This is a genomic window from Limnochorda sp., assembly GCF_047459355.1.
Classification (GTDB): Bacteria; Bacillota; Limnochordia; order Limnochordales; family Limnochordaceae; genus Limnochorda.
The window spans coordinates 1-19,915 of sequence record NZ_VSCV01000002.1; the positions used below are offsets into that span (position 1 = coordinate 1).

Annotated in this window: 20 protein-coding genes and 1 riboswitch; of the genes, 5 read left to right on the forward strand and 15 right to left on the reverse strand. The window is 70.1% G+C overall.

The features are described from left to right. A partial coding sequence (locus tag FWJ67_RS01190; RefSeq protein WP_414482549.1) for a cation-translocating P-type ATPase occupies positions 1–1,333 on the reverse strand: 1,333 nt, incomplete at its 3' end. On the opposite strand from FWJ67_RS01190, the gene FWJ67_RS01195 reads away from it, so the two are divergent. Next, complete coding sequence (locus FWJ67_RS01195; RefSeq protein WP_304173747.1) at positions 1,271–1,423, forward strand: hypothetical protein; 153 nt, start codon at positions 1,271–1,273, stop codon at positions 1,421–1,423. The genes FWJ67_RS01190 and FWJ67_RS01195 overlap by 63 nt on opposite strands. 179 nt (positions 1,424–1,602) lie before the next feature. Here the strand turns inward: FWJ67_RS01195 and FWJ67_RS01200 are convergent, their stop codons facing one another. From FWJ67_RS01200 to FWJ67_RS01210, 3 genes are all read right to left on the reverse strand, one after another. After that, positions 1,603–2,352: a MetQ/NlpA family ABC transporter substrate-binding protein gene (locus FWJ67_RS01200; protein ID WP_414481775.1), complete on the reverse strand. Its 750-nt coding sequence runs from the start codon at positions 2,350–2,352 to the stop codon at positions 1,603–1,605. Between the two features lie 133 nt (positions 2,353–2,485). Further along, complete coding sequence (locus tag FWJ67_RS01205; protein ID WP_414481776.1) at positions 2,486–3,139, reverse strand: methionine ABC transporter permease; 654 nt, start codon at positions 3,137–3,139, stop codon at positions 2,486–2,488. A 2-nt stretch (positions 3,140–3,141) separates the two neighbouring features. Next, complete coding sequence (locus FWJ67_RS01210) at positions 3,142–4,203, reverse strand: methionine ABC transporter ATP-binding protein (RefSeq protein ID WP_414481713.1); 1,062 nt, start codon at positions 4,201–4,203, stop codon at positions 3,142–3,144. Between the two features lie 195 nt (positions 4,204–4,398). Next, a riboswitch (SAM riboswitch) is annotated at positions 4,399–4,506 on the reverse strand. Between the two features lie 256 nt (positions 4,507–4,762). On the opposite strand from FWJ67_RS01210, the gene FWJ67_RS01215 reads away from it, so the two are divergent. The 3 genes from FWJ67_RS01215 to FWJ67_RS01225 all read left to right on the forward strand — a co-directional run bounded on the left by FWJ67_RS01215 (position 4,763) and on the right by FWJ67_RS01225 (position 8,564). Beyond that, positions 4,763–6,703 (forward strand): 2-oxoacid:acceptor oxidoreductase subunit alpha, encoded by a 1,941-nt coding sequence (locus tag FWJ67_RS01215; protein WP_414481714.1) that lies wholly within the window; start codon positions 4,763–4,765, stop codon positions 6,701–6,703. 42 nt (positions 6,704–6,745) lie between these two features. Next, a complete protein-coding gene (locus tag FWJ67_RS01220) occupies positions 6,746–7,702 on the forward strand; it encodes a thiamine pyrophosphate-dependent enzyme (protein ID WP_414481777.1) in 957 nt (318 codons plus the stop codon). A gap of 85 nt (positions 7,703–7,787) precedes the next feature. Next, a complete protein-coding gene (locus tag FWJ67_RS01225; RefSeq protein WP_414481715.1) occupies positions 7,788–8,564 on the forward strand; it encodes an energy-coupling factor transporter transmembrane component T family protein in 777 nt (258 codons plus the stop codon). Between the two features lie 30 nt (positions 8,565–8,594). On the opposite strand, the gene FWJ67_RS01230 is transcribed toward FWJ67_RS01225, so the two are convergent. From FWJ67_RS01230 to FWJ67_RS01265, 8 genes are all read right to left on the reverse strand, one after another. Beyond that, the gene (locus FWJ67_RS01230; protein WP_414481716.1) at positions 8,595–9,494 is read right to left on the reverse strand and encodes a Gx transporter family protein; all 900 of its coding nucleotides are present in this window, start codon (positions 9,492–9,494) and stop codon (positions 8,595–8,597) included. 68 nt (positions 9,495–9,562) lie between these two features. Next, on the reverse strand, positions 9,563–10,615 hold the full coding sequence (locus FWJ67_RS01235) for an FAD:protein FMN transferase (RefSeq protein WP_304174187.1): 1,053 nt from the start codon (positions 10,613–10,615) through the stop codon (positions 9,563–9,565). Position 10,616: 1 nt separating this feature from the next. Further along, a complete protein-coding gene (locus FWJ67_RS01240) occupies positions 10,617–11,441 on the reverse strand; it encodes an RnfABCDGE type electron transport complex subunit B (protein ID WP_304174185.1) in 825 nt (274 codons plus the stop codon). Between the two features lie 57 nt (positions 11,442–11,498). Then, a complete protein-coding gene (locus FWJ67_RS01245) occupies positions 11,499–12,080 on the reverse strand; it encodes an electron transport complex protein RnfA (protein WP_414481717.1) in 582 nt (193 codons plus the stop codon). Positions 12,081–12,094: 14 nt separating this feature from the next. Then, positions 12,095–12,763 (reverse strand): electron transport complex subunit RsxE, encoded by a 669-nt coding sequence (rsxE, locus tag FWJ67_RS01250; RefSeq protein ID WP_414482533.1) that lies wholly within the window; start codon positions 12,761–12,763, stop codon positions 12,095–12,097. Positions 12,764–12,776: 13 nt separating this feature from the next. Next, positions 12,777–13,850, reverse strand: coding sequence for an FMN-binding protein (locus FWJ67_RS01255; RefSeq protein ID WP_414481719.1), 1,074 nt, complete (start codon positions 13,848–13,850; stop codon positions 12,777–12,779). Beyond that, positions 13,843–14,808 carry an RnfABCDGE type electron transport complex subunit D gene (locus tag FWJ67_RS01260; protein ID WP_414481720.1) on the reverse strand — a complete coding sequence of 322 codons (966 nt, stop codon included), beginning with the start codon at positions 14,806–14,808 and terminating at the stop codon, positions 13,843–13,845. Before FWJ67_RS01260 ends, FWJ67_RS01255 begins: the two co-directional genes overlap by 8 nt. After that, positions 14,805–16,067 (reverse strand): RnfABCDGE type electron transport complex subunit C, encoded by a 1,263-nt coding sequence (locus FWJ67_RS01265; protein ID WP_414481721.1) that lies wholly within the window; start codon positions 16,065–16,067, stop codon positions 14,805–14,807. The genes FWJ67_RS01260 and FWJ67_RS01265 overlap by 4 nt, the downstream gene beginning before the upstream one ends. A 454-nt stretch (positions 16,068–16,521) precedes the next feature. Between FWJ67_RS01265 and FWJ67_RS01270 the strand changes: the two genes are divergently transcribed. Further along, the gene (locus FWJ67_RS01270) at positions 16,522–16,977 is read left to right on the forward strand and encodes a superoxide dismutase family protein (RefSeq protein WP_414481778.1); all 456 of its coding nucleotides are present in this window, start codon (positions 16,522–16,524) and stop codon (positions 16,975–16,977) included. Here the strand turns inward: FWJ67_RS01270 and FWJ67_RS01275 are convergent. The 3 genes from FWJ67_RS01275 to FWJ67_RS01285 form a co-directional block, all read right to left on the reverse strand. Further along, a complete protein-coding gene (locus FWJ67_RS01275; protein ID WP_304174171.1) occupies positions 16,967–17,968 on the reverse strand; it encodes a helix-turn-helix transcriptional regulator in 1,002 nt (333 codons plus the stop codon). The genes FWJ67_RS01270 and FWJ67_RS01275 overlap by 11 nt on opposite strands. 132 nt (positions 17,969–18,100) lie before the next feature. Next, positions 18,101–18,280, reverse strand: coding sequence for a hypothetical protein (locus FWJ67_RS01280; protein ID WP_304174170.1), 180 nt, complete (start codon positions 18,278–18,280; stop codon positions 18,101–18,103). Positions 18,281–18,806: 526 nt separating this feature from the next. Continuing rightward, positions 18,807–19,862 carry an LLM class flavin-dependent oxidoreductase gene (locus FWJ67_RS01285; protein WP_304174169.1) on the reverse strand — a complete coding sequence of 352 codons (1,056 nt, stop codon included), beginning with the start codon at positions 19,860–19,862 and terminating at the stop codon, positions 18,807–18,809. Positions 19,863–19,915 lie beyond the last annotated feature (53 nt).

The window sequence follows — 19,915 nt, forward strand, 5'->3', positions numbered from 1 at the left end:
CGGCCTCCGGGCGGTGGAAGGTGGTCATCCGCTTCCGGTCCGAGTCGAAGGGGAGTTCGGCCACCCGGGGGAAGGCCCGGTCAAGCCGGCTGAGGCTGACGCCCAGGCGCCGGGCGACGGCCAGGAGGGCGGTCTCGGTCGGATCGCCGATGGCCCGCACGGTGCCGTCCTCTTCCTCCAACCGGCTGTCGTTGGCCAAGGCGCCCCCCGCCACCAGCCAGGCGACGGTGGGGGCCAGCACCCCGTCGGGGCCCGTCGCCTCGGGGACGGCGGCCACCGCCGGGGCGCCCTGAGCCGCGGCGGCCTCGCTGCTCCCATCGGAGAGATCCAGCTCGCCTTCGGCCGTCACCAGGTGGGTGACGGTCATCCGGTTCAGGGTCAGGGTGCCCGTCTTGTCGGAAGCGATCACGGTGGCCGTGCCCAAGGTCTCCACCGCCGGCAAGCGGCGGATGATGGCCCGCCGGGCGGCCATCCGTTGCACACCCAGGGCCAGAACGATGGTCACAATGGCCGGCAGCCCTTCGGGAATGGCGGCCACCGCCAAGCTGACGGCTGTAAGGAGCATGGTGATGAGCTCCTCGCCCCGGATGAGGCCCATACCGAAGACGAGGAGGACCAGGACACCGGCGGCCAGCCCCAGGGTCCGCCCCACTTCGCCCATCCGACGCTGCAGGGGGGTCTGCTCCTGGGGTTCATCGGCCAGGAGGCCGGCGATCTGGCCCAGGGCCGTCTCCATCCCGGTGGCATAGACCACCGCCCGCCCCCGCCCGTAGGCCACGGTGGTGCCGTTGAAGACCAGGTTCCCCAGGTCGCCCAGACCGTGGACCTTCTCGGGGTCGAGGGGTCGGTGCCCCTTCTCCACGGGTTCCGACTCCCCCGTCAAGGCCGCCTCATCGGTTCGGAGGGAGGCGGACTCCAGAATCCGGGCGTCGGCGGGCACGCTGTCCCCCGCTTCCAAGAGGATCACGTCCCCCGGGACCAGTTCCTCCGCGGGCACCTCCCGCACCCGGCCGTCCCGGAGGACCCGGGCCGTGGGCGCGCCCATCTTCTTCAAGGCCGCCAGGGACGCCTCGGCCCGCTGCTCCTGCGAGGCACCGAGGAGGGCGTTGAGGATGACGATGGCGAGGATAACGACGACGTCCGCCCACTCGCCTAAGACGGCGGAGAGGAGCGCGGCGCCGATGAGGATTAGGACCAGCGGCTCGGTGATCTGATCCCAAACCATCTGGAAGAAGCTCCGGCCCGGGGCTTCGGCCAAACGATTGGGACCATGCGTCTCCAGCCGGCGAGCCGCCTCGTCGGACGGGAGACCTTGATGGGCATCAACCTTCAGCTCCTGGGTTACAGCCTCGACCTCGGCCGTCGCCCAGCGAAGGTGGTCAGCGATCCCGCCCTGGCCACGCTCCTGGGGACGCTGCGCTGACTGACTTGACAACAAGGACCCTCCCTCACGAAATGAGCCGTTCGCGGCTTAGCATACCACTCCCAACTGCAAAGCGGGACAGGCCGCTTGGTATCCAGTTCCGCATCAGGGGTCGGGAGGCCTTTGAAAAGGGAGAGGCCCCGGCGAAGCCGGGGCCCCGAGGGGATGACGGTTCAGGCTCAGAAGGCGGGCACCACCGCGCCTCCGTACCGCTCCAGGAGGAAGTCCCGGACCTGGCTGGAGGTGAGGGCCCGGGCCAGGGCCTGGAGGGCCGGATCGTCCTGCCGGTCGGTGCGGACGGCCAGCACGTTGGCGTAGGGCGAGTCGCTCCCCTCGATGGTGAGGGCGTCGGCCACGGGGTTGAGGCCCGCCTCCAGCGCGTAGTTGGTGTTGATGACGGCCGCGTCCACATCGGGGAGGACCCGAGGCAGCTGGGCCGCCTCCAGCTCCCGGAAGCGGAGGCCCAGGGGGTTCTCCACCACATCGAGGATGGTCGCCGTGATGCCGGCGGCCGGGTCCAGGCGGATCAGACCCGCCGACTGGAGGAGGAGCAGGGCCCGGCCCCCGTTGGTCGGGTCGTTGGGGATGGCGATGGAAGCCCCCTGGGGCAGGTCCTCCAGCCGGGTCCACCGGCCCGAGTAGACGCCCATGGGCTCGATGTGGACCGCGGCGATGTAGGTGAGGTCCAGGCGGTGGTCCTGGGAGAACTGCTCCAGGTAGGGGATGTGCTGGAAGTAGTTGGCGTCCAGATCGCCCGCGGCCAGCGCCAGGTTGGGCTGGACATAATCGGTAAACTCCACGATCTCCAACTGGATCCCTTCCGCGGCCAGCTGGGGCTGGATCACCTGGAGCACCTCAGCGTGGGGCACCGGCGTCGCCCCGACCCGGAGCACCGTCTGGGCCGCGGCGGTCCCGGCCACAAGGGCCATGGCCAGGATCAAGAGCACCCCCAAGAGCCCGGCTCCCCGGAAGATGGCACGGCTTCCCATCGTACGTACGTCGCCTCCTTCGTTGCGCTTTGGGCGCGTCACTCCCGCGTGGGGTTCCCCCAACCCCAAACCTTCACCGCCGGTCCAGCCGCCGGGCCCAGTAGCTGCCCAGGTACTGGATCCCCTGGACCAGCACCACCAACACCGCCACGGTGACCAGCATCACGTCCGTCCGGAACCGCTGGTACCCGTACCGGATGGCCAGGTCGCCCAGCCCGCCGCCCCCCACGGCCCCGGCCATGGCCGAGTAGCCCACCAGGGTGATGGCCGTGATGGTCCCTCCGAGAATGAGGGACGGGACCGCTTCGGGCAGGTAGACCTTCCAGATCACCTGCCAGGGGGTGGCCCCCATGGCGACCGCCGCCTCCACCACGCCCGGATCCACCTCGTTGAGGGAGCTTTCCACCAGCCGGGCCACGTAGGGGATGGCGGCGACGGTCAGCGGGACCATGGCCGCCGTGGTCCCGATGGAGGTTCCCACCAACCAGCGGGTGAAGGGGATGATGGCCACCATCAAAATAATGAACGGAATGGATCGGCCCACGTTGACGATCAGGCCCAGCACGTGGTGGAGGCGGGGCGAGGCGAGGATCCGCCCGGGGGCGGTCGTCACCAAGAGAACCCCCAGTGGCAGCCCGCCCAGCTCAGCCAAGACCGTGGCAACGCCGACCATGAGCAGGGTCTCCTGGAGGGCTTCCCAGGTCAGCTTGAGGACCACGGGCGAGATGATCATCGCTCCTCCACCTCCTCATGCCACTCCTGGATGATCACCCCGACCTCCCGGAGGTAGGTGAGGGCCCGCTCCAGGTCGCCGGGCTTGCCCGTCAACTCCACCAAGAGCACCCCGAAGGGCGTCCCGCCCAACCGGTCGATCTGACCGCTCAGGATGTTGGCCATGACGGGGAACCGCCGGACCAGGTGGGTGATGACCGGCTCCTTGGCCGTCTCGCCGACGAAGTGGAGCTCCACCAGCCGGGCTTCCTGGCCCGGTGGGGGCGGCGTCCGGTCGGGCAGGGGCTGGCGCCGGGGGCCGGACCGGCCCAGCAGGCGGCGGGCCGCCTCCGACTGGGGCCGGACGAGCACCTCGCTGGTGGGCCCTTCCTCCACCACCCGGCCCGCCTCCACCACCGCCACCCGGTCACAGATGGCCCGGACCACCGACATCTGGTGGGTGATGATGAGGATGGTCACCCCCATCTCGTCCCGCACCCGCTTGAGCAGGTCCAAGACCGAGGCGGTGGTCTCGGGATCCAGCGCGGAGGTGGGCTCGTCGCAGAGAAGCAACCGGGGCCGGTTGGCCAAAGCCCGAGCGATGCCCACCCGCTGCTTCTGGCCGCCCGACAGCTCCGAGGGGTAGCTGGCCCACCGGTCGGCCAGCCCCACCCACTCCAGGAGCTCCTGCACCCGCTGGCGGATCTCCGCCCGGGGTCGCCCGGCGATCTCCAGGGGGAGGGCCACATTCCCCGCCACGGTCCGGGAACGGAGGAGGTTGAAGTGCTGGAAGACCATGCCGATGCGTTGGCGCATGCGGCGCAGTTCGGCCCCTTCCAGCGAGGTGAGGTCCACCCCGTCCACCTCCACCCGGCCGGCATCAGGCCGTTCCAGGCGGTTGACACAGCGGACCAGGGTGCTCTTGCCGGCGCCGCTCACCCCGATGACGCCGTAGATCTCGCCGGCGCGCACCTCCAGATCGATGCCCCGCAGGGCCTCGATCCGCCCGTTTTCCGTCTCAAATCCCTTGTGGACACCCTGGAGTCGAACGACGACCCGTCCGGCCCGCGGGGCTGCCACCTGGGGCGTGGCGGGAACCGTTCCCAGGGACCCGTCCGGTGTTACGTAGGCCAGGGGTCTTCCCTCCCGTCGCCGTGCTCCGGCGCTCCCGTGCCAGAAGCGGCTGCCGGCCCCGGGAGCGCCCGCCTCGGGCGACGGGCCGTGAGCTTGAGGAAGAAAAAGGCCTCTTCCCGAGTGAAGAGGCCGCTCCGTCGGCTCTCATCTCTCCGGGAAATCCGGCAGGAATTGGCACCGCACACCCCCGCCAGGGGTGCCGGTTGCCGGGCTTCATCGGGCCTGTCCCTCCGCCACTCTGGATGAAAGCACCTCAAAAGCACTATGCAGTTGTGGCGAGACGGCCGGAGACCGTCACTTGGTGCCAGTCTAGCCGTTCCTTGGCGTGCCGTCAACTCCCTGGCAAAGTGGCAGAGAAGTCTGAGGGCTGGACCGGTGGGTCCGGGGTGATGGGCGGCGGGCCGGTGGCGAGGCGCAGGAGATCTCTGGCCAATCGAGAATAGCTATGAGTAGGTTTCTTCATACAGTGTACACAGAACCAGTGGAAGCCCAGGGAGGAGCGACGGTGAGCGCAAACGTGGTCGATATCGCCTGGCGGGTCGGCGGGCCCCAGGGCAAGGGTGTGGACACGGCCGCCGGCGTCTTTGGGCGCGCCGCGGCCGCGGGAGGCTTCTTCGTCTTCGGACGTCGGGAGTACTACTCCAACATCATGGGCCGGCACAGCTACTTCGACATCCGGGTGGCCACCCACCCGGTGGCGGTTCACCGGAACCCGGTGGACATCCTGGTCACTTTCGAGACGGAGACCCTGGTCCGGCACGCGCTGGCCGTGGCCGCCGGGGGGCTCCTGTTGCACGACGCCGGGGCGGCCGACGTCCCCATTGACCGGATGGTCTTCCTGGATCCCCCGCTCCAGGAGGCTTTGGTCTCCCACCTGGAAGAGGCGGGGCTCCCCCCCACCACCGCCGGGCTCTTGGAGGCGGCTCGCCGACGGGGGGTGACGGTCCTCTCCGTCCCCTACGGCGAGTTGGCCGAGCACCTCACCAGCACCCTGGGCGCCTCCCGGGCCCGGGCCGAGCGGATGATCAACACGGTGGCCGTCGCCCTCTCGGGCGCCTTGCTCCAGTACGATCCGGAGCTGATCAAGAAGGGCGTGGCCCTCACCTTCGGCTCGAGCCCCATGACCGAGCTGAACCAGCAGGCCGTCGACTTGGCCTACGCCTACGCGCGGGAGACCTGGGATCTGGAGGCCCTGCCCCTCCGGCTCGCCCCCCGGGCAGAGCGCCCCGTCCGGCTCTTCCTCTCCGGCACCCAGGCGGTGGCCATGGGGAAGCTGGCGGCCGGCATCGCCTTCCAAAGCTACTACCCCATCAGCCCGGCCACCGATGAGAGCGTCTACCTGGAGCGCCACGCCACCGTCCCCACCGTGGACGGCGGCACCAGCTCGGTCCTGGTCTGGCAAACAGAGGACGAGTTGGCCGCGGTGGCTACCGCCAGCGGGGCCGCCCTGACCGGCGCCCGGAGCGCCACGGCCACCTCCGGCCCGGGCCTCTCCCTCATGACCGAAGGTTTGGGCTGGGCGGGCATCAACGAGGTCCCCTTGGTGGTCACCATCTACCAGCGGGGCGGCCCGGCCACGGGGCTTCCCACCCGGAGCGAGCAGGGCGATCTCCTCTTCGCGGCCCACGCCGGTCACGGGGAGTTCCCCCGCTTTGTCCTGGCCTCGGGCGATGTGGCCGAGGCCTTCGTGGACGCGGCCCAGGCCTTCAACTACGCTGAGCGGTACCAGACGGTGGTGATCCACCTGCTGGACAAGACCCTGGCCAGCACCCTCCAGACGGTGGACCCCTTCGACACCAGCCAGCTCTCCATCGACCGGGGGCTGGTGGCCGAGCCGGCCGAGAACGGAGCCTGGCCCGGGGGCTTCCCCCGCTTCCGGCCCACCGAGTCGGGCATCTCGCCCCGGCCCCTCCTGGGCCAGCCCGGCGGCATGCACTGGCTGACGGGGGCCGAGCACTCGGAGGTGGGACGGGTCACCGAAGACCCGACCACCCGGGAACAGCAGATGGAGAAGCGGATGCGGAAGCTGGAGGTGGCCGCCCGGGAGATCCCGGCCGAGGAGAAGCTCCAGGTCTACGGCGATCCTGATGCAGCCTTCACCGTCCTGAGCTGGGGTTCCACCAAGGGGGCCATCCTGGAGGCGACCCAGCGGCTGGCCGCAGAAGGTGTGCAGGTCCGGCACCTCCAGATCCGCATGCTCTGGCCTTTCCCCGCCCAAGAGCTGGCGCCGTTCCTGGCGACGGCCCAACCGCTGGTGGTGGTGGAGACCAACTACTCAGGCCAGATGGCCCGGCTCCTGACCCAGGAGACGGGCACCAAGCCCGACCATCTGGTGGTCAAGTACAATGGCCGCCCCATCGCCGTCAACGAGCTGCTCGAGGCCATGCGGGCGATTCTGGCTGGCAAGGCGGGGCCGCGGTACGTCATCCGCAACCCCTTCGAGTGACCGGCAGCGGGCGCTGCCCAGAAAGGTGGTTTGGAGATGTCGGTGGCGACAGTGACCGTCAAGGATTTCCAGGTTGACTACCCCAACGACTGGTGCCCGGGCTGCGGGGACTTTGGGATCCTCAACGCCCTTCAGCAGGCTCTGGCCGGCTTGGGCCTCAGGCCCCATGAGGTGGCGGTCTTCGGTGGGATCGGCTGCTCGGGCAAGACCCAGTACTACGTCAACGCCTACGATATCCACACCCTCCACGGGCGGGTCCTCCCGTACGCCATCGGGGCCAAGTTGGCCAACCCGGCGCTGACGGTGATCGCGGTGGGCGGCGACGGCGACGGCATGGCCATCGGGGCCGGCCACTTCGTCAACGCCGGCCGGGGCAACCTGGACCTGACCTACATCCTCTTCAACAACGAGGTCTATGGGCTGACCAAGGGGCAGGCCTCGCCCACGCTCCCCTTGGGCGCCCAGACCAAGAGCCTGCCCGAGCCCACCATCCAAAGCGGCATCAACCCGCTGATGCTGGCCATGGCCTCGGGCTACACCTGGATCGGCCGTGGGTACGCCTTTGACATCCGGGGGCTGGTCCGTTTGATCCAACAGGCCATCCGCCACCCGGGCTTGGCCTTCTTGGAGGTCCTCCAGCCTTGCCCCACCTACAACAACCTCCACACCAAGGCCTGGTTCGCCGGGAAGGATCGGGGTGGTCTCCCCCGCTACGCCCCCCTGGAACCCAGCTACGATCCGGTGATCCTCCCAGGGACGGACGAGGCCACCCTCCAGGCCCGAATGGCCGCCTTCATCGCCGAAGCGACCCGCTCGGAGGAGCCCATCCGGACCGGCGTCTTCTGGGAAAACCGGGCCGTCCCCAGCTTGGGCGAGCGGCTGGTCCAGCGCCTCCCCAACTACCTGAGCGAGCCCCCGGCCAAGAAGGCGGTGGCCGACGGCCACGGCCGGCCGGTGGTAGACCTGGAGCCCCTCTTGGCCGAGGTCGCCATCCGCTGAAGGCCGCCTCCTCTCTCCAGGTCCTGCCCTCGCCGCCCGGGAACATGGTAGACTGGGCGGGAAAAGTTCTCTGGGGAGAGGAGGCGTGCTGCTGACCCCCTCTGCCGCCCAAGCCTCATTCCTGCACCGCGCCGATCCCCGGGCCAAGCTGCTGGCCCTGCTCCTCTTCCTGGTCGCCCTCAGCCAGGCGCGCACCGCCGCCAGCCTGGCCGCGGGCGCGTTGCTGCTCGCCCTCGGAGCCGCCGCCGGCCGGGTGCCGTGGCGGGTCTTCGGCCGGGCCCTCCGCCTGGTAGCCATCCTCCTTCTGGTCACCCTCCTCTTCAACCTCTTTCTCACACCGGGAGAGCCGTGGTTCACCCTCGGCCCCCTCCGGGCCAGCCGCGCCGGCCTGGAACGGGGGCTGGTGCTGGCCGCCCGCCTGGGGCTCCTCGCCCTGGCCGGCGGGCTGCTCACCGCCACCACACCGCCCCTCGCCCTGAGCCGGGGCTTGGAGCGGCTCCTGGCTCCCTTGGGGCGGGTCGGCCTCCGGGTCCCCGACCTCTCCCTCATCCTCGCCATCGCCTTGGCCTTCATCCCTCTCCTGGCCGACGAGGCCCAGCGCCTCAGCCTGGCCAGGCGGGCCCGGGGCCAGGGGGCACGGGAAGGCTGGCGCGCCCGGCTGGGGGCGGCGGTGGCCATCCTCCCCCCGCTCTTCGTGGGAGCCCTGCGGCGGGCCGACCGCCTGGCGGAGGCGATGGAAGCTCGGGGATACCGGGGCGGCGCCCCACGAGGGAGCCTCCATCCCCTGCGGTGGCGCCCCACCGACTGGCTGGTGGTGGGCCTTCCGGCCCTCTATGGCCTGGTGCTCTGGCTGTGCAGGTAGGTGGCTGGTCAGGAAGGCTGTGGGAAGGGACTAGCGGGTGATGGCGTCGTAGGGGGCTGCCTGGCCGCCTTCCACCTGGACCACCACCCGGCCGGGCAGGCAGACGATGCTCTGTCCCGCCCGGGAGATCCAGCCGGTGAGGACGCAGACCTGGTCGGGGCAGGTGGCGGTCCGGACCCGGACCCGTCCGGGCGCGGTCTCCACCACCAGGTGGATCCGTCCGGCGTCCACGGGATGGACCGCCTCCCGGTCCAGAGGGAGTTGGGCCACCACCTGGTCCCCCACGGTGACCACCGCCGAGACCGCCCCGCTGTCGGCCGCGCCGGGAAGAACCCAGGTGTTCCAGAGAAGGACTCCGGCCAGCACCGTCACGCCCAGGCCCACCGCCCAGTCGCCGGGACGGAGGACCTTCGTCGTGGCGAGGGGTTCGGGCTCCCCGCGGCCCTGGAGGGGGGCCACCAGGGGCATCAAAGCCGCCAGGATCCGGTGGGCTCCCCAGCCCACCAGGGCGCCCGCCGGGAGGGAAAAGAGGAGGAGAAACGGCAGGTAGGCCAGCACGGCCCGCTGGCCCGTCACGCCCCAGGCGACCAGGAGCTGGCCCAGGTTGTGGGCGGCCGCCCCCGCCAGGCTCAGCCCGACGGGGGAGCACCAGCCCCCGGCCCATCGGAGGATGGCCGCCATCACCGCCACGCTGACCACCCCGCCCACCAGCCCAAACCAGAAGGGGGCCGCCAGAAAGGTTCCGATGACCAGGGAGCCGAGGACCTGCCGGAGGACCACCAGCAGGAAAGCTTCCCTCGCGCCCCACAGATGCAGGGCCACCAGGGAGACCAGGTTGGCCAAGCCCACCTTGGCCCCAGGGAGGGGCAGGGCGGGAAGCTGGGCTTCCAAGACGTGGAGGGCCACCCCCAGGGCGAGAAAGACCCCCAAACGGGCCACATCCTGGGCACTCCGGTGGGCCCGCGCCCTGGGCGGGGCGCCGGCTGCGGCCGCGCCCGTCACCGGGTGAGCACCTCGATCCGGCCCTCCAGGCCCGATGTGTAGGTGACGTTCATGGCTGGGTCGACAAAGATGGCCTCCACCCCGGGCAGGCTCTCCACCAGCTGGGCCCCGGCCTCCGGCCCCAGGACGAAGACCGCGGTGGACAAACCGTCGGCATCGACGCCCTTCGGCGCCAGGATGGTGACGCTCGCCAGCTCCCGGGCCGGGGAGCCGGTGCGGGGATCGAGGAGGTGGGAGTAGCGAACCCCTTCGTGGATGAAGTAGCGCTCGTAGTCGCCTGAGGTGGCGATGGCCACGTCCCTCGCCTCCACGATGGCCAGAACGGCCCCCGGATTCCGGGGGTGGCGGATGCCTACCCTCCAGGGGGAACCATCGGCCTTCCGGCCCAGGGCGTAGAGGTTGCCGCCCAAGTCGATGAGGGCCCGCTCCACCCCAACATCCCGGAAGAGCTGGGCCACCCGGTCGACCGCGGCGCCCTTGGCGATGCCACCCAGGTCCAAGCCCATGCCGGGCTGGACCAGTTCCACCGTGGAGGCCTCCTCATCCACCCGCAGGTGCTGGTAGCCCACCCGTTCCAGCACCTGGGCGATGGCCTCCGGGGCCGGGGGCCGGCGGCCTCGCACCGTCCCCTCCCCGTCAGCCGGGGCCTCTTCTGTCTGGACAAACCCCCAGAGGTCCACCAGAGGACCCACGGTCGGATCGAAGGCGCCCTCTGTCAGGTGGGCCAGCCGGAGGGCGTCCTGCACCACCGCCACCGTCTCGGCCTGCACCCGGACGGGCCCCCGGCCCGCCCGGGCGTTGATCCGGCTTACGTCCGAGTCGGGCTCGAACCGGTCCAGGGCCTGGGTCATGGCCTGAAGAAGGGGCATCACCTGCTCCGCCGCCTGGGCCGCCCGGGGACCGTCGGCCACCACCCGGACGAAGGTCCCCATGGCAAAGCCCGTCACTTCCACGGGCTCCCCGGGTGCGTTGGGGCGGAGGGCGATGACCCCCACCAGGGCCAGGGCCGCGACGGCGATGACGCCCAGGAGCCAGGCCCGGCGGCCCATCTCAGACGGCCTCCAGCACCCGGACCTGACCGTCCGTCAGTTCCAGGCAGTGGGTGGGGCACTTCTCCACGCAGGCGCCGCACCCATTGCACAGCTCCTCATTGACCCGGGCCAGGTTGTCGATGACGTGGATCGCATCCTGGTCGCAGACCCGCTCGCAGATCTTGCAGGCGATGCAACCCGCCTGGCAGACGGCCCGCACCTGCTTGCCCGCCATGGGCGACACACACCGGACCGTCAGGGGTGCCTCGGGGCTGACCAGCTGCATGATCCCCCGGGGGCAGACCTGGACGCAGATGCCGCAGCCCGTGCAGACGCTCTCATCCACCACGGGCAGCCCGTCGGGCCCCAGGACCATGGCGTCGAAGGGGCACTCCTGCACGCAGGTGCCCAGGCCCAGGCAGCCGTAGGTGCAGCCCTTGGGCCCGCTGGCGATGAGGTGGGCCGCCCGGCAGTCCTCCAGGCCCACGTAGCCCGCCAGCTGGGTGGCTTTGGCGGAGGTGCCGCCGCACATCACCCGAGCCACCTGCCGCTCCACCGGCCCCGCCTCCACCCCCAGGAACTCCGCGATCTTGGCCAGCTGCTCACTGTTGGCCACGGAACACTGGGTGGGCTGGGCTCGTCCCGCGGCCAGAGCCTGGGCCAGGCCGCTGCAGCCGGAGAAGCCACAGGCCCCACAGTTGGCCCCCGGCAACATGTTGGTCAAGAGTTCCACCCGTTCGTCCTCTTCCACGTGGAAGGCCCGGGCCGCGTAGAAGAGCCCGATGGAGAAGAGGACGCCAATGACTCCCATCACCGCGCCGGCGGTGACCATCGACGAGACCATCCCCCGGCCTCCTTCCTTAAACTTCCCGCCCCCGGCCGCCAGCCCAACCGTCTGGCGTCAGGCGACGTTCAGGCCCCCGAACCCCAGGAAGGCCAGGGCCATCAGACCGGCGATGAGCAAGGAGATGGCCGTCCCCTGGAAGGCCTGGGGCACGTCGGCGAACTCCATCTCCTGGCGAATCCCCGCCATCATCAGCATGGCCAGGGTGTAGCCCGCCGCGCTCCCCAAGGCGAAGATCAGGGTCTGCGCCAAGGTAAAGCCTTCGCCCACCACCAGCAGGGCCAGCCCCAGGATGGCGCAGTTGGTGGTGATCAGGGGCAGGTAGATCCCGAAGGCTTCGTAGAGCGCGGGGCTCATCTTCCGGATGAACATCTCCAGGAGCTGGACCAGCACCGCGATGATCAGGATAAACGCCACCGTCTGGAGGAAGCCCAGCCCCAGAGGGTCCAGGACGTAGTGCTGCAAGGGCCAGACCACCAGCCCCGTCACCAACATGACGAAGGTGACGGCCCCGCCCATGCTCAAGGCCGACTTCAGCTCCCGGGTAACGCCCAGGAAGGGACAGATCCCCAGGAAGCGGCTGAGCAGGAAGTTGTTGACCAGGGCGGCGCCCACAAAGAGCATGATCAGTTCGCCCACCGATCCGTCCCCCCTTAGGCGGCAGCGTTCCGGCTGACCACCGGAATGGCCGCGTTCTTCTCACTCGTCGGGGCCTGGCGCCGGCGGATCACGTTGAGGGCAGCCAGCACCGCCGCCATGGTGACGAAGGCGCCGGGAGCCAGCTTGAAGAGGTCCACCGTCGGCAGGCCCTCAGGGAAGATCTGGAGCCCGAACCAGGTGCCGTTGCCCAGAATCTCCCGGACGGAGCCGATGGCCACCAGGGCCCACATGTAGCCCAGGCCATACCCCAGCGCGTCGGCCGCTGCGTTGGCCGGGGTGTTGTGGGCCGCGAAGGCCTCCACCCGACCTAGAATGGTGCAGTTGACCACGATGAGGGGCACGAAGATGCCCAGCACCCGGTGGATGGCCGGCACCGTCCCGGCCAGCACCAGATCGATCACCGTCACCAGCACCGCAATGATGATGACGTAGACGGGGATCCGGATGGTCCTGGGGATCCACTTCCGCAGGAGGGAGATGATCACCTCAGCTCCCATCAAGACGAAGGTGACCGCTATACCCATGACGACCCCGTTGATCGCGGCGGTGGTCACCGCCAGGGCCGGGCAGAGCCCGATCACCAGGAAGAAGGGGGGCGTGTCCCGGAAGAGGCCTTCCGAGATGAGCCGCCACTTCTCCCGCCAGAAGGAATACTGTGCCACCCCTGCCACCCCCTTAGCGTCCCTGGCCGACGATGGCCTTCACGTGCTCGACGGCCTGCGCCACGGCCTCGGTCACAGCCTTGGAGGAGACGGTGGCCCGGGTGACCGCGTCGACGTCGACGCCCACCTGGAAGGCGGCATCCAGCGGCATGCCGACGAACTGGTCGGTGAACTCAGGCAGGGTCACCTTGTCGCCCAGGCCCTTGGTCTCGTTCTGCTCCACCACCTGGATGCCCTGAACCCGGCCGGCCACCGGATCGATGGCCACCAGCACCCGGATGGGGCCCTTGAAGCCGTCAGCGCTCGACTCGACCACCACGCCCTGGAAGGCGCCCGCCTCATCCCAGACCGGCCAGAGGGGAAGGCCCAAATCCACGCCGGCGCCGAAGAGGGCCTGGACCGCCTCCACCGACGGACCGGCTGCCCCGCCGGCCTTCTCCGCCGGGGTGGCGTGGCTCGTCGCGTCAGGCGTGGCCGAGGTGGTGGCGTGGGTCTCCGCGTCGGGCGTCGCATGGGTCGCCCCGTCGGGCACCGAGTATCCCAAGGCCTCCAGCACCCCGCGGGCCGTCTCGCCCACCGCCCGGCTCACCGCCTGGCTCGAGACGGTGGCGGCAGTAATCCCGTCCACGTCCCGGCCCACTTCGAAGGGATCGGTCACCGGCTTGCCCGCAAACTGGTCCCGGAAGGAGGGCTCTTCGATCCGGGAGCCCAGGCCGGCCGTCTCGGTGTGGGAAAGGACGGCCAACCCCACGATCTGGCCCTGATCGGGATCCACGCCAACGGCCACCTTCACGGGTCCACCGTATCCGTCACCGATGGCGTTGTAGACCAGCCCCAGCACGTTCCCCGAAGAATCCAGGGCTTGGTAGACCGGCTCCTCCACCCGTTCCGGCAGCGGCTCCACCGGGGTCACCGCCTTGAAGTCGGCGGCCTCGGGGAAGATCTGCTTAAACCCGACCTCGAACTGCTCCCGCAGCTGCTGGGCCTCGATGCGCGGGCCCATCCAGCCATAAAATCCGGCGAGGATCATCCCTGAGGCTACAGAGACCAGACCAAGGACGAGAATCATCCGCCAGGCGTTACGCACCGGCTGTCGCCCCCTTCTTGGGCCGCGGGCGGGTCAAGAGATTGACCAGCGGCACCAACGAATTCATGAAGAGAATGGCAAAGGCAACCCCCTCCGGGCGGCTGGCCCAGAGACGGATCACCATCATGACAAGCCCCACACCCACACCAAAGAGGAACCGGCCCCAGCGGGTGAGGGGGGTGGTCACCGGATCGGTGGCCACGAAGAAGGCGCCGAAGAGCGCCGCACCGGCCATCAGCTCGGCCAGCGGGTTGCCGGTGAAAGCCCAACCCATCAGCGCGACGGTGCCCAGCATCCCCACCACCGGGCGCCAGTCGGCGACCCGGGTCACCAGCAGGAGCAGCCCCCCCAAGAGAATGGCCGGGACCGAGGTCTCGCCCAGGGCACCGGCGGTGGTGCCGGCGAAGAGCGTCCACAGGTCGGGACCGGCGCCGGCCCGGATCTGGCTCAAAGGCGTGGCGGCCGTCACCAGCTCAAAGGGTTCCAGCCAGCCTTCCATAAAGGAAGGAAAGCTGATCACCAGGAAGACCCACCCCACCATGGCCGGGTGGAAGATCTGGTAGCCGTACCCGCCGAAGAGCTCCTGGGCCACCAGCACCCCGAAGAAGGCGCCAATGAAGGGAATCCACAGGGGGACCGCCGGCGGCAAGGCGAGGGCCAGGACCAGGCCCGTCACCAGCGCCGGCCCCGGCGAGCCGAAGAGGCTCCGCTGTCGAGCCCAGTGGGCGACCACCTCGGCTCCGTATGCGCCAGCCACTGCGGCGACGGCGACCCCCAGCGCCCGCCAGCCGAAAAAGTACGTGGCCACGCCCAGAACGGGCACCACGGCGGTGATGAAGACGGCGAGAATGGCCTGGCGGGTCAACGGCGCATGCACATACGGCGCCGGGCCGATGATGAGGGTTGGCCCTTGGGTGGTGACCCCATCCTGGGCCGCCGTCGTCGTTTGGGTGCTCACGGGACCGCCACCTCCTTGGGCTGGCTGGCCCGCTCCGCCTCCCGCTGGCGGAGGATCTCATACCGGGCCAGCTGGATCGACTGGACGAGGGGCCGACCCGTGGGGCAGACATAGGAGCACGCCCCGCAGCTGCTGCAGAGCAACGCCCCCTCGGCCTCGGCCTCATCCCACCGCTTGTGCTCCGCATACCGGGCCAGGTAGATGGGTGAGAGGCGTTCCGGGCAGACGTCGATGCACCGGCCGCACCGGATGCAGTCCGTCGTCGGGACCTCGAAGGAGACGGGCTGCTGGTAGGCCAGGACCGCCCGGGTGTTGGCGCAGACGCCGATCTCCTCCGAGGCGACGGCCGTCCCCGAGAGGGGCCCGCCCCAGACCAGCTGCCGGATCGTCCCCTGCCGGCCCGCCGCCTCCATCAGCGCGCCCAGGGGCATCCCCAGGGGAACCCGGTAGTTCCCCGGTCGGGCCACCCCGTCGCCGGCCACAGTGACCACCCGGTGGGTGAAGGGCTGCCCGTCCCTGAGGGCCCGCCCCAGCGCATGCATGGTGGTCACGTCGAAAACCGCGAAGCCGACGGTGGCCGGATCCTCCCCCACCGGCAGGTCGACGCCTCGCAAGGCGGCCAAGAGGTACCGTTCCAGCCCCTGCGGGTAGCGGTCGGGCAGGATCTCGATGGTGATGGCATCCCGCTCGGTCAAGCTCTGGCTGAGGGTGCCCACCAGGGGCCGGTCGGCCACCGACAGGGCAACGATCGCCTCGGGGGCGCCGATGGCTCGGATGGCAGCCCGGAAGCCGAAGAGCACCGTCTCCCACTCGTGGTGGAGTAGGACCCGCTCCGCCTGGACCAAGGGTTCCGTGGTGCACCCGTTGAGGACCACCGTTTGGATGGGCGTGGTCGGGGCCAGGCTCCGAGCCAACGCGATCCCACCCCGGGCCACGTCGGGAATCCCCGCCTCCAGGGCCCGCAGGCGGATCGCTTCGGGCGTCGGATCCGTCGGATCGTCCCAGCCCGGCAACGCCGGCGCGGTCTCGCCGCTCCCATCATTCTCCAGGAAGATGGCGAGGACGAAATCCCCCGTCGAACTCAAGGCCGGCGCCACATCGGTCACCGTGCCCGCGCAAGGCGCGTAGATGGGGAAACCTTCCCCGTTGGGTTCGGCCAATCGCTGGCCGCCCACGACCCGTTCCCGCTTCTTCACCAGCGGGTTGAGTTGATGGCCAGGCTGGGCGCAGGCCAGGATGAGCCGCTTCGGATCCGCCAAGGACAGAATGGGCCCCAGCGGACCTGGGGGCTCCCCGGTCCGTACACCACCCGGCATCCTCCGTCGTCGCATTGGCCTAGCCCTCCAAGGGTACGGCAGGCGCCGTACAGGTCACAATCAGTCGCAGTCGGTCACACTAAGTGGTTGTGAGTACTATCACGTATCCCAACCTTAGTCTATCACCGGGGAGAAGACGAAGTAAAGCTGATCACGAGCCTCCGGGCGCTGCTCAGGACAGAGGACTGGCTGGGGCGGTATCTTTGTACCGGGTCGCCATACCCATGGAAGGAGCGGGGGCCCAGGACGACCGACCAGGGAGCCTGCCCCCCCATCCTTCTGGGAGGAGTCGATGGCGGTGCGGCCCATCCTGGTCAAACGGATCCCCCGCTGGGCTCTGGTCGGGGGCGGTGCCCTTATCCTGCTGGCGGTCACGGCGGGGCTGGTCGGCGGGCGGATGCGGGATGGCGTTCACCTGACGGCCGAGCTGCGCGGTGGCCCCTTGGCCCCCCAGATCCGGGGGACCATCACCTTCCGGGCGGTGGACGAAGGCACCTGGGTCTCAGTCCGGGTCGAGGGCCTGCCGGGTTACACTCCAGGGCCCCCACCCACGGGCCCGCTGGGCTTCCACCTCCACGAGAAGGGGAGCTGCGAGGTGGGCGACCCCAACGAGCCCTTCACCGCGGCGGGAGGGCACTACAACCCGGACGGCCAGCCCCACGGTAACCACGCAGGCGACTTTCCCGTCCTGTTCTCCAACGACGGGCGGGCTGAGATGGCCTTCTTCACCAGCCGTTTCCGCCCCCAGGACGTGGCCGGCCTGGCCGTCATCATCCACCAGCACCCTGACGACTACCGGAGCCAGCCCGCGGGGAACTCGGGCCCCCGCCTGGCGTGCGGGATCATCGGGTGAGGGTTCCGCCCGTCGCGGTCTCCTGGACCGGGTCCCCGTAGGCTCGGAGCACCTTCCGGGCTAAGGTGACCACCATCTCCCGCAGCTCGGGCGGGTGCTCCACCACCGCGGCGCCACCGTACCTCAGGAGCCGTTCGGCCACCCAGTCGGTGTCGTAGCTCGGGTAGGTGATGGTGGCCACCCACTCGTTTCCCCGCCGGGCGGGCGGGCCCTGGAAGAGGCGGTCGTTGGCCGCCCTCTCCGCCGTCCGCTCGTCGAGAAAGCGGACCGTCGCGCAGACCCGGGCCGCGTCGGGCTGGGAGAAGAACGCCTCGGCCCACACCTCCATGGTAAACCCCTTGGGCAGCTCGTAGGATTCGTTCTGCAGCTCGACCACCTCGATGCGGTCCAGGCGGAAGGTCCGGGGCGCCTGCCGGAGGTGGCACCACCCCGGCACGTACCAGCGCCCAAAACCGAACCCGATCCCGTAGGGATCCACCAGCCGCCACTCGGCCTCCTCGGCCAGGGGCTTCCGGTAGAGCAGCCGGACCCGCCGTCGGGTCCAGAGGGCGGCGAGCAACGTCCCCAGCCACGTCCGTTCCCTGGGCTGCATGGCTCCCGAGCCCCGGACAGCCATCAACCGCTCCATGGAGAGCACGCCCGCCCGCACATGCTCGGGCAAGACGGCCAAGATCCGGTCCATAGCCCGCCGGCCCGCCTCGGCAAAGGGCCCCTGTTCCATCTGGGCCAGAGCGATCTGGGCCAGGAGCAGGGCGAGGGCCTCCTCGGTGGTGAAGGTGAGCGGGGGGAGCCGGTAACCATCCATCAACCGGTAGCCGCCCCCCGTCCCGGGGATGGCCATCACGGGCACCCCCGCCTCACTGAGGGCCTGCATGTCGCGGTAGATGGTCCGGACCGACACCTCGAACCGCTCGGCCAGTTCCTGGGCCCGGACCAGCTCCCGCGACTGGAGGGTGATCAGGATGGCCGCCAGTCGATCGCCTTTGGTCATGGTCTCCCCGTGATCCCTCCCCTGGCCCGCGGCCCGGGGGATCGGCGCGCGGGATGGTGGTCAAACCGGGTCGTTCCGGAGCGGAGTCGAGAGGGGCGCCCCGGGCGGGAAGCCCGGGCGCGGCCCCGTCGCTCAGAGGGCAGGTCGACGTCGCCAGCGGCGCACTCGGTCGAGGAGGGGCAGCGGGTGGGCCGGCTTGGACGACTTCTCCTCCAACACCTCCTGGGCTTGGCGCTCCCGCTCCGCCTCGGCGAAGAGCCGCTCATGGTGCAAGCGGGCGAGGATCAGGGCCGTGTGGTCATCCCTCAACATCACGAGTGCTCCTTTCCTCGTGCCAGCAGCGGCCCCGACCTCCAGGCGCGAAGGGAGGCCGCCGCCCTCGTGGCGCCGCGGCCTCCCGCGCATCGACCCTCCGGGTCCCGCGCAAAAGGTGAGGCCGTGGCCCCGTCCCGGGTGTCACGGCCTCGAAAGGTGAACCGGTCGCTCTTAGGACCAGCGCACGCCTTGAGGCGGACACCCCATGCTGCCATGACGCCGCGCGTGCCCAATCGCCCGCACTTCCGGGCAGACCAACGACGGGCGAGGCTGAGCCGGACCGAGCCTACCGGTGCCAGTCATGAGCATGGGTTCCACCTCCTCCGTGCCGGGCTGGCAGCCGCCCGGGAAAGGGGCAGCGCCGCAACCGTGTGCTAGAAAGTTAGCACAGACCTGGCCAGTCCGTCAAGACGAATCTTCACGGATCGGGAAGGAGAACCCATGGGCGGGTCGCCGGGCCCGCCGCGCCAGGATACTCCCGCCTCGCTGACAGCCCTCTGTCAGCGAGATCACGCCAGGCTGATCAGGGACGGGGGGACGGTTGGGGGGTACGGGAAGCCAGCTCCCGCCGGACCAGGGGGGCCACCTCGGTGCCGAAGAGCTCGATGGCCTCCAGCACCTTCTTGTGGGGGATGGTGCCGACGGTCAGCTGGAGCAGGAAGCGATCGTGCCCGAAGAGCTTGTGCTGGTAGAGGATCTTCTCGGCGATCTCCTCGGGGCTCCCCACGAAGTTGGCCCCGTGGAGGCTGCGGGAGGCTTCGAAATCCTCCCGGCTCATCGGCGGCCAGCCCCGCTCCCGACCCAGCTGGTCCATGACCATCTTGAAGGGACGGAAGGCGAGGTCGGCGGCCTCCTGGCTCCGCCGGGCGATGAAGCCGTGGGAGTTGATGCTCAACCGGGGCGCGGGATGGCCCGCCCGCTCCGCGGCCCGGCGGTGAAGCTCCGCCAGGGGCCGGAAGCGAGCCGGCATGCCGCCGATGATGGCCAGGGCCATGGGCAGTCCCAAGGCCCCGGCCCTGGCCGCCGACTGGGGCGTGCCGCCCACCGCCACCCAGACGGGGATGGGATCCTGCACCGGACGGGGATAGACCCCCTGCCCGTCCAGGGCCGGCCGGAAGCGCCCCGACCACCAGACCCGCTCCTCTTCGCGCAGCCGGAGGAGAAGGTCCAGCTTCTCCTCGAAGAGCTCGTCGTAATCGGCCAGATCATACCCGAAGAGGGGGAAGGACTCGATGAAGGAGCCCCGGCCCACCATGATCTCCGCCCGGCCCCCGGAGATCAGGTCCAGGGTGGCGAAGTCTTGGAAGACCCGGACAGGGTCGTCGGAGCTGAGGACCGTCACCGCGCTGGTGAGGCGGATCCGCCGGGTTCGGGCGGCCGCCGCCGCCAGCACCACCGCGGGGGAGGAGACGGTGTACTCCGGCCGGTGGTGCTCGCCCACGCCGAAGACGTCGAGCCCCACCTGATCGGCCAGCTCAATCTCCTCCAAGAGCCGCCGCACGCGCTCTTCAGGGCTGATCACCTGGCCCGTCTCCGGGTCCGGCGTGCGCTCGCCAAAGGAGTAGATCCCCAGTTCCATGAGACGGCCCCCTCCGGGCGGCCACGGGCGGCCGCCATGGTCCGCCCACAGTA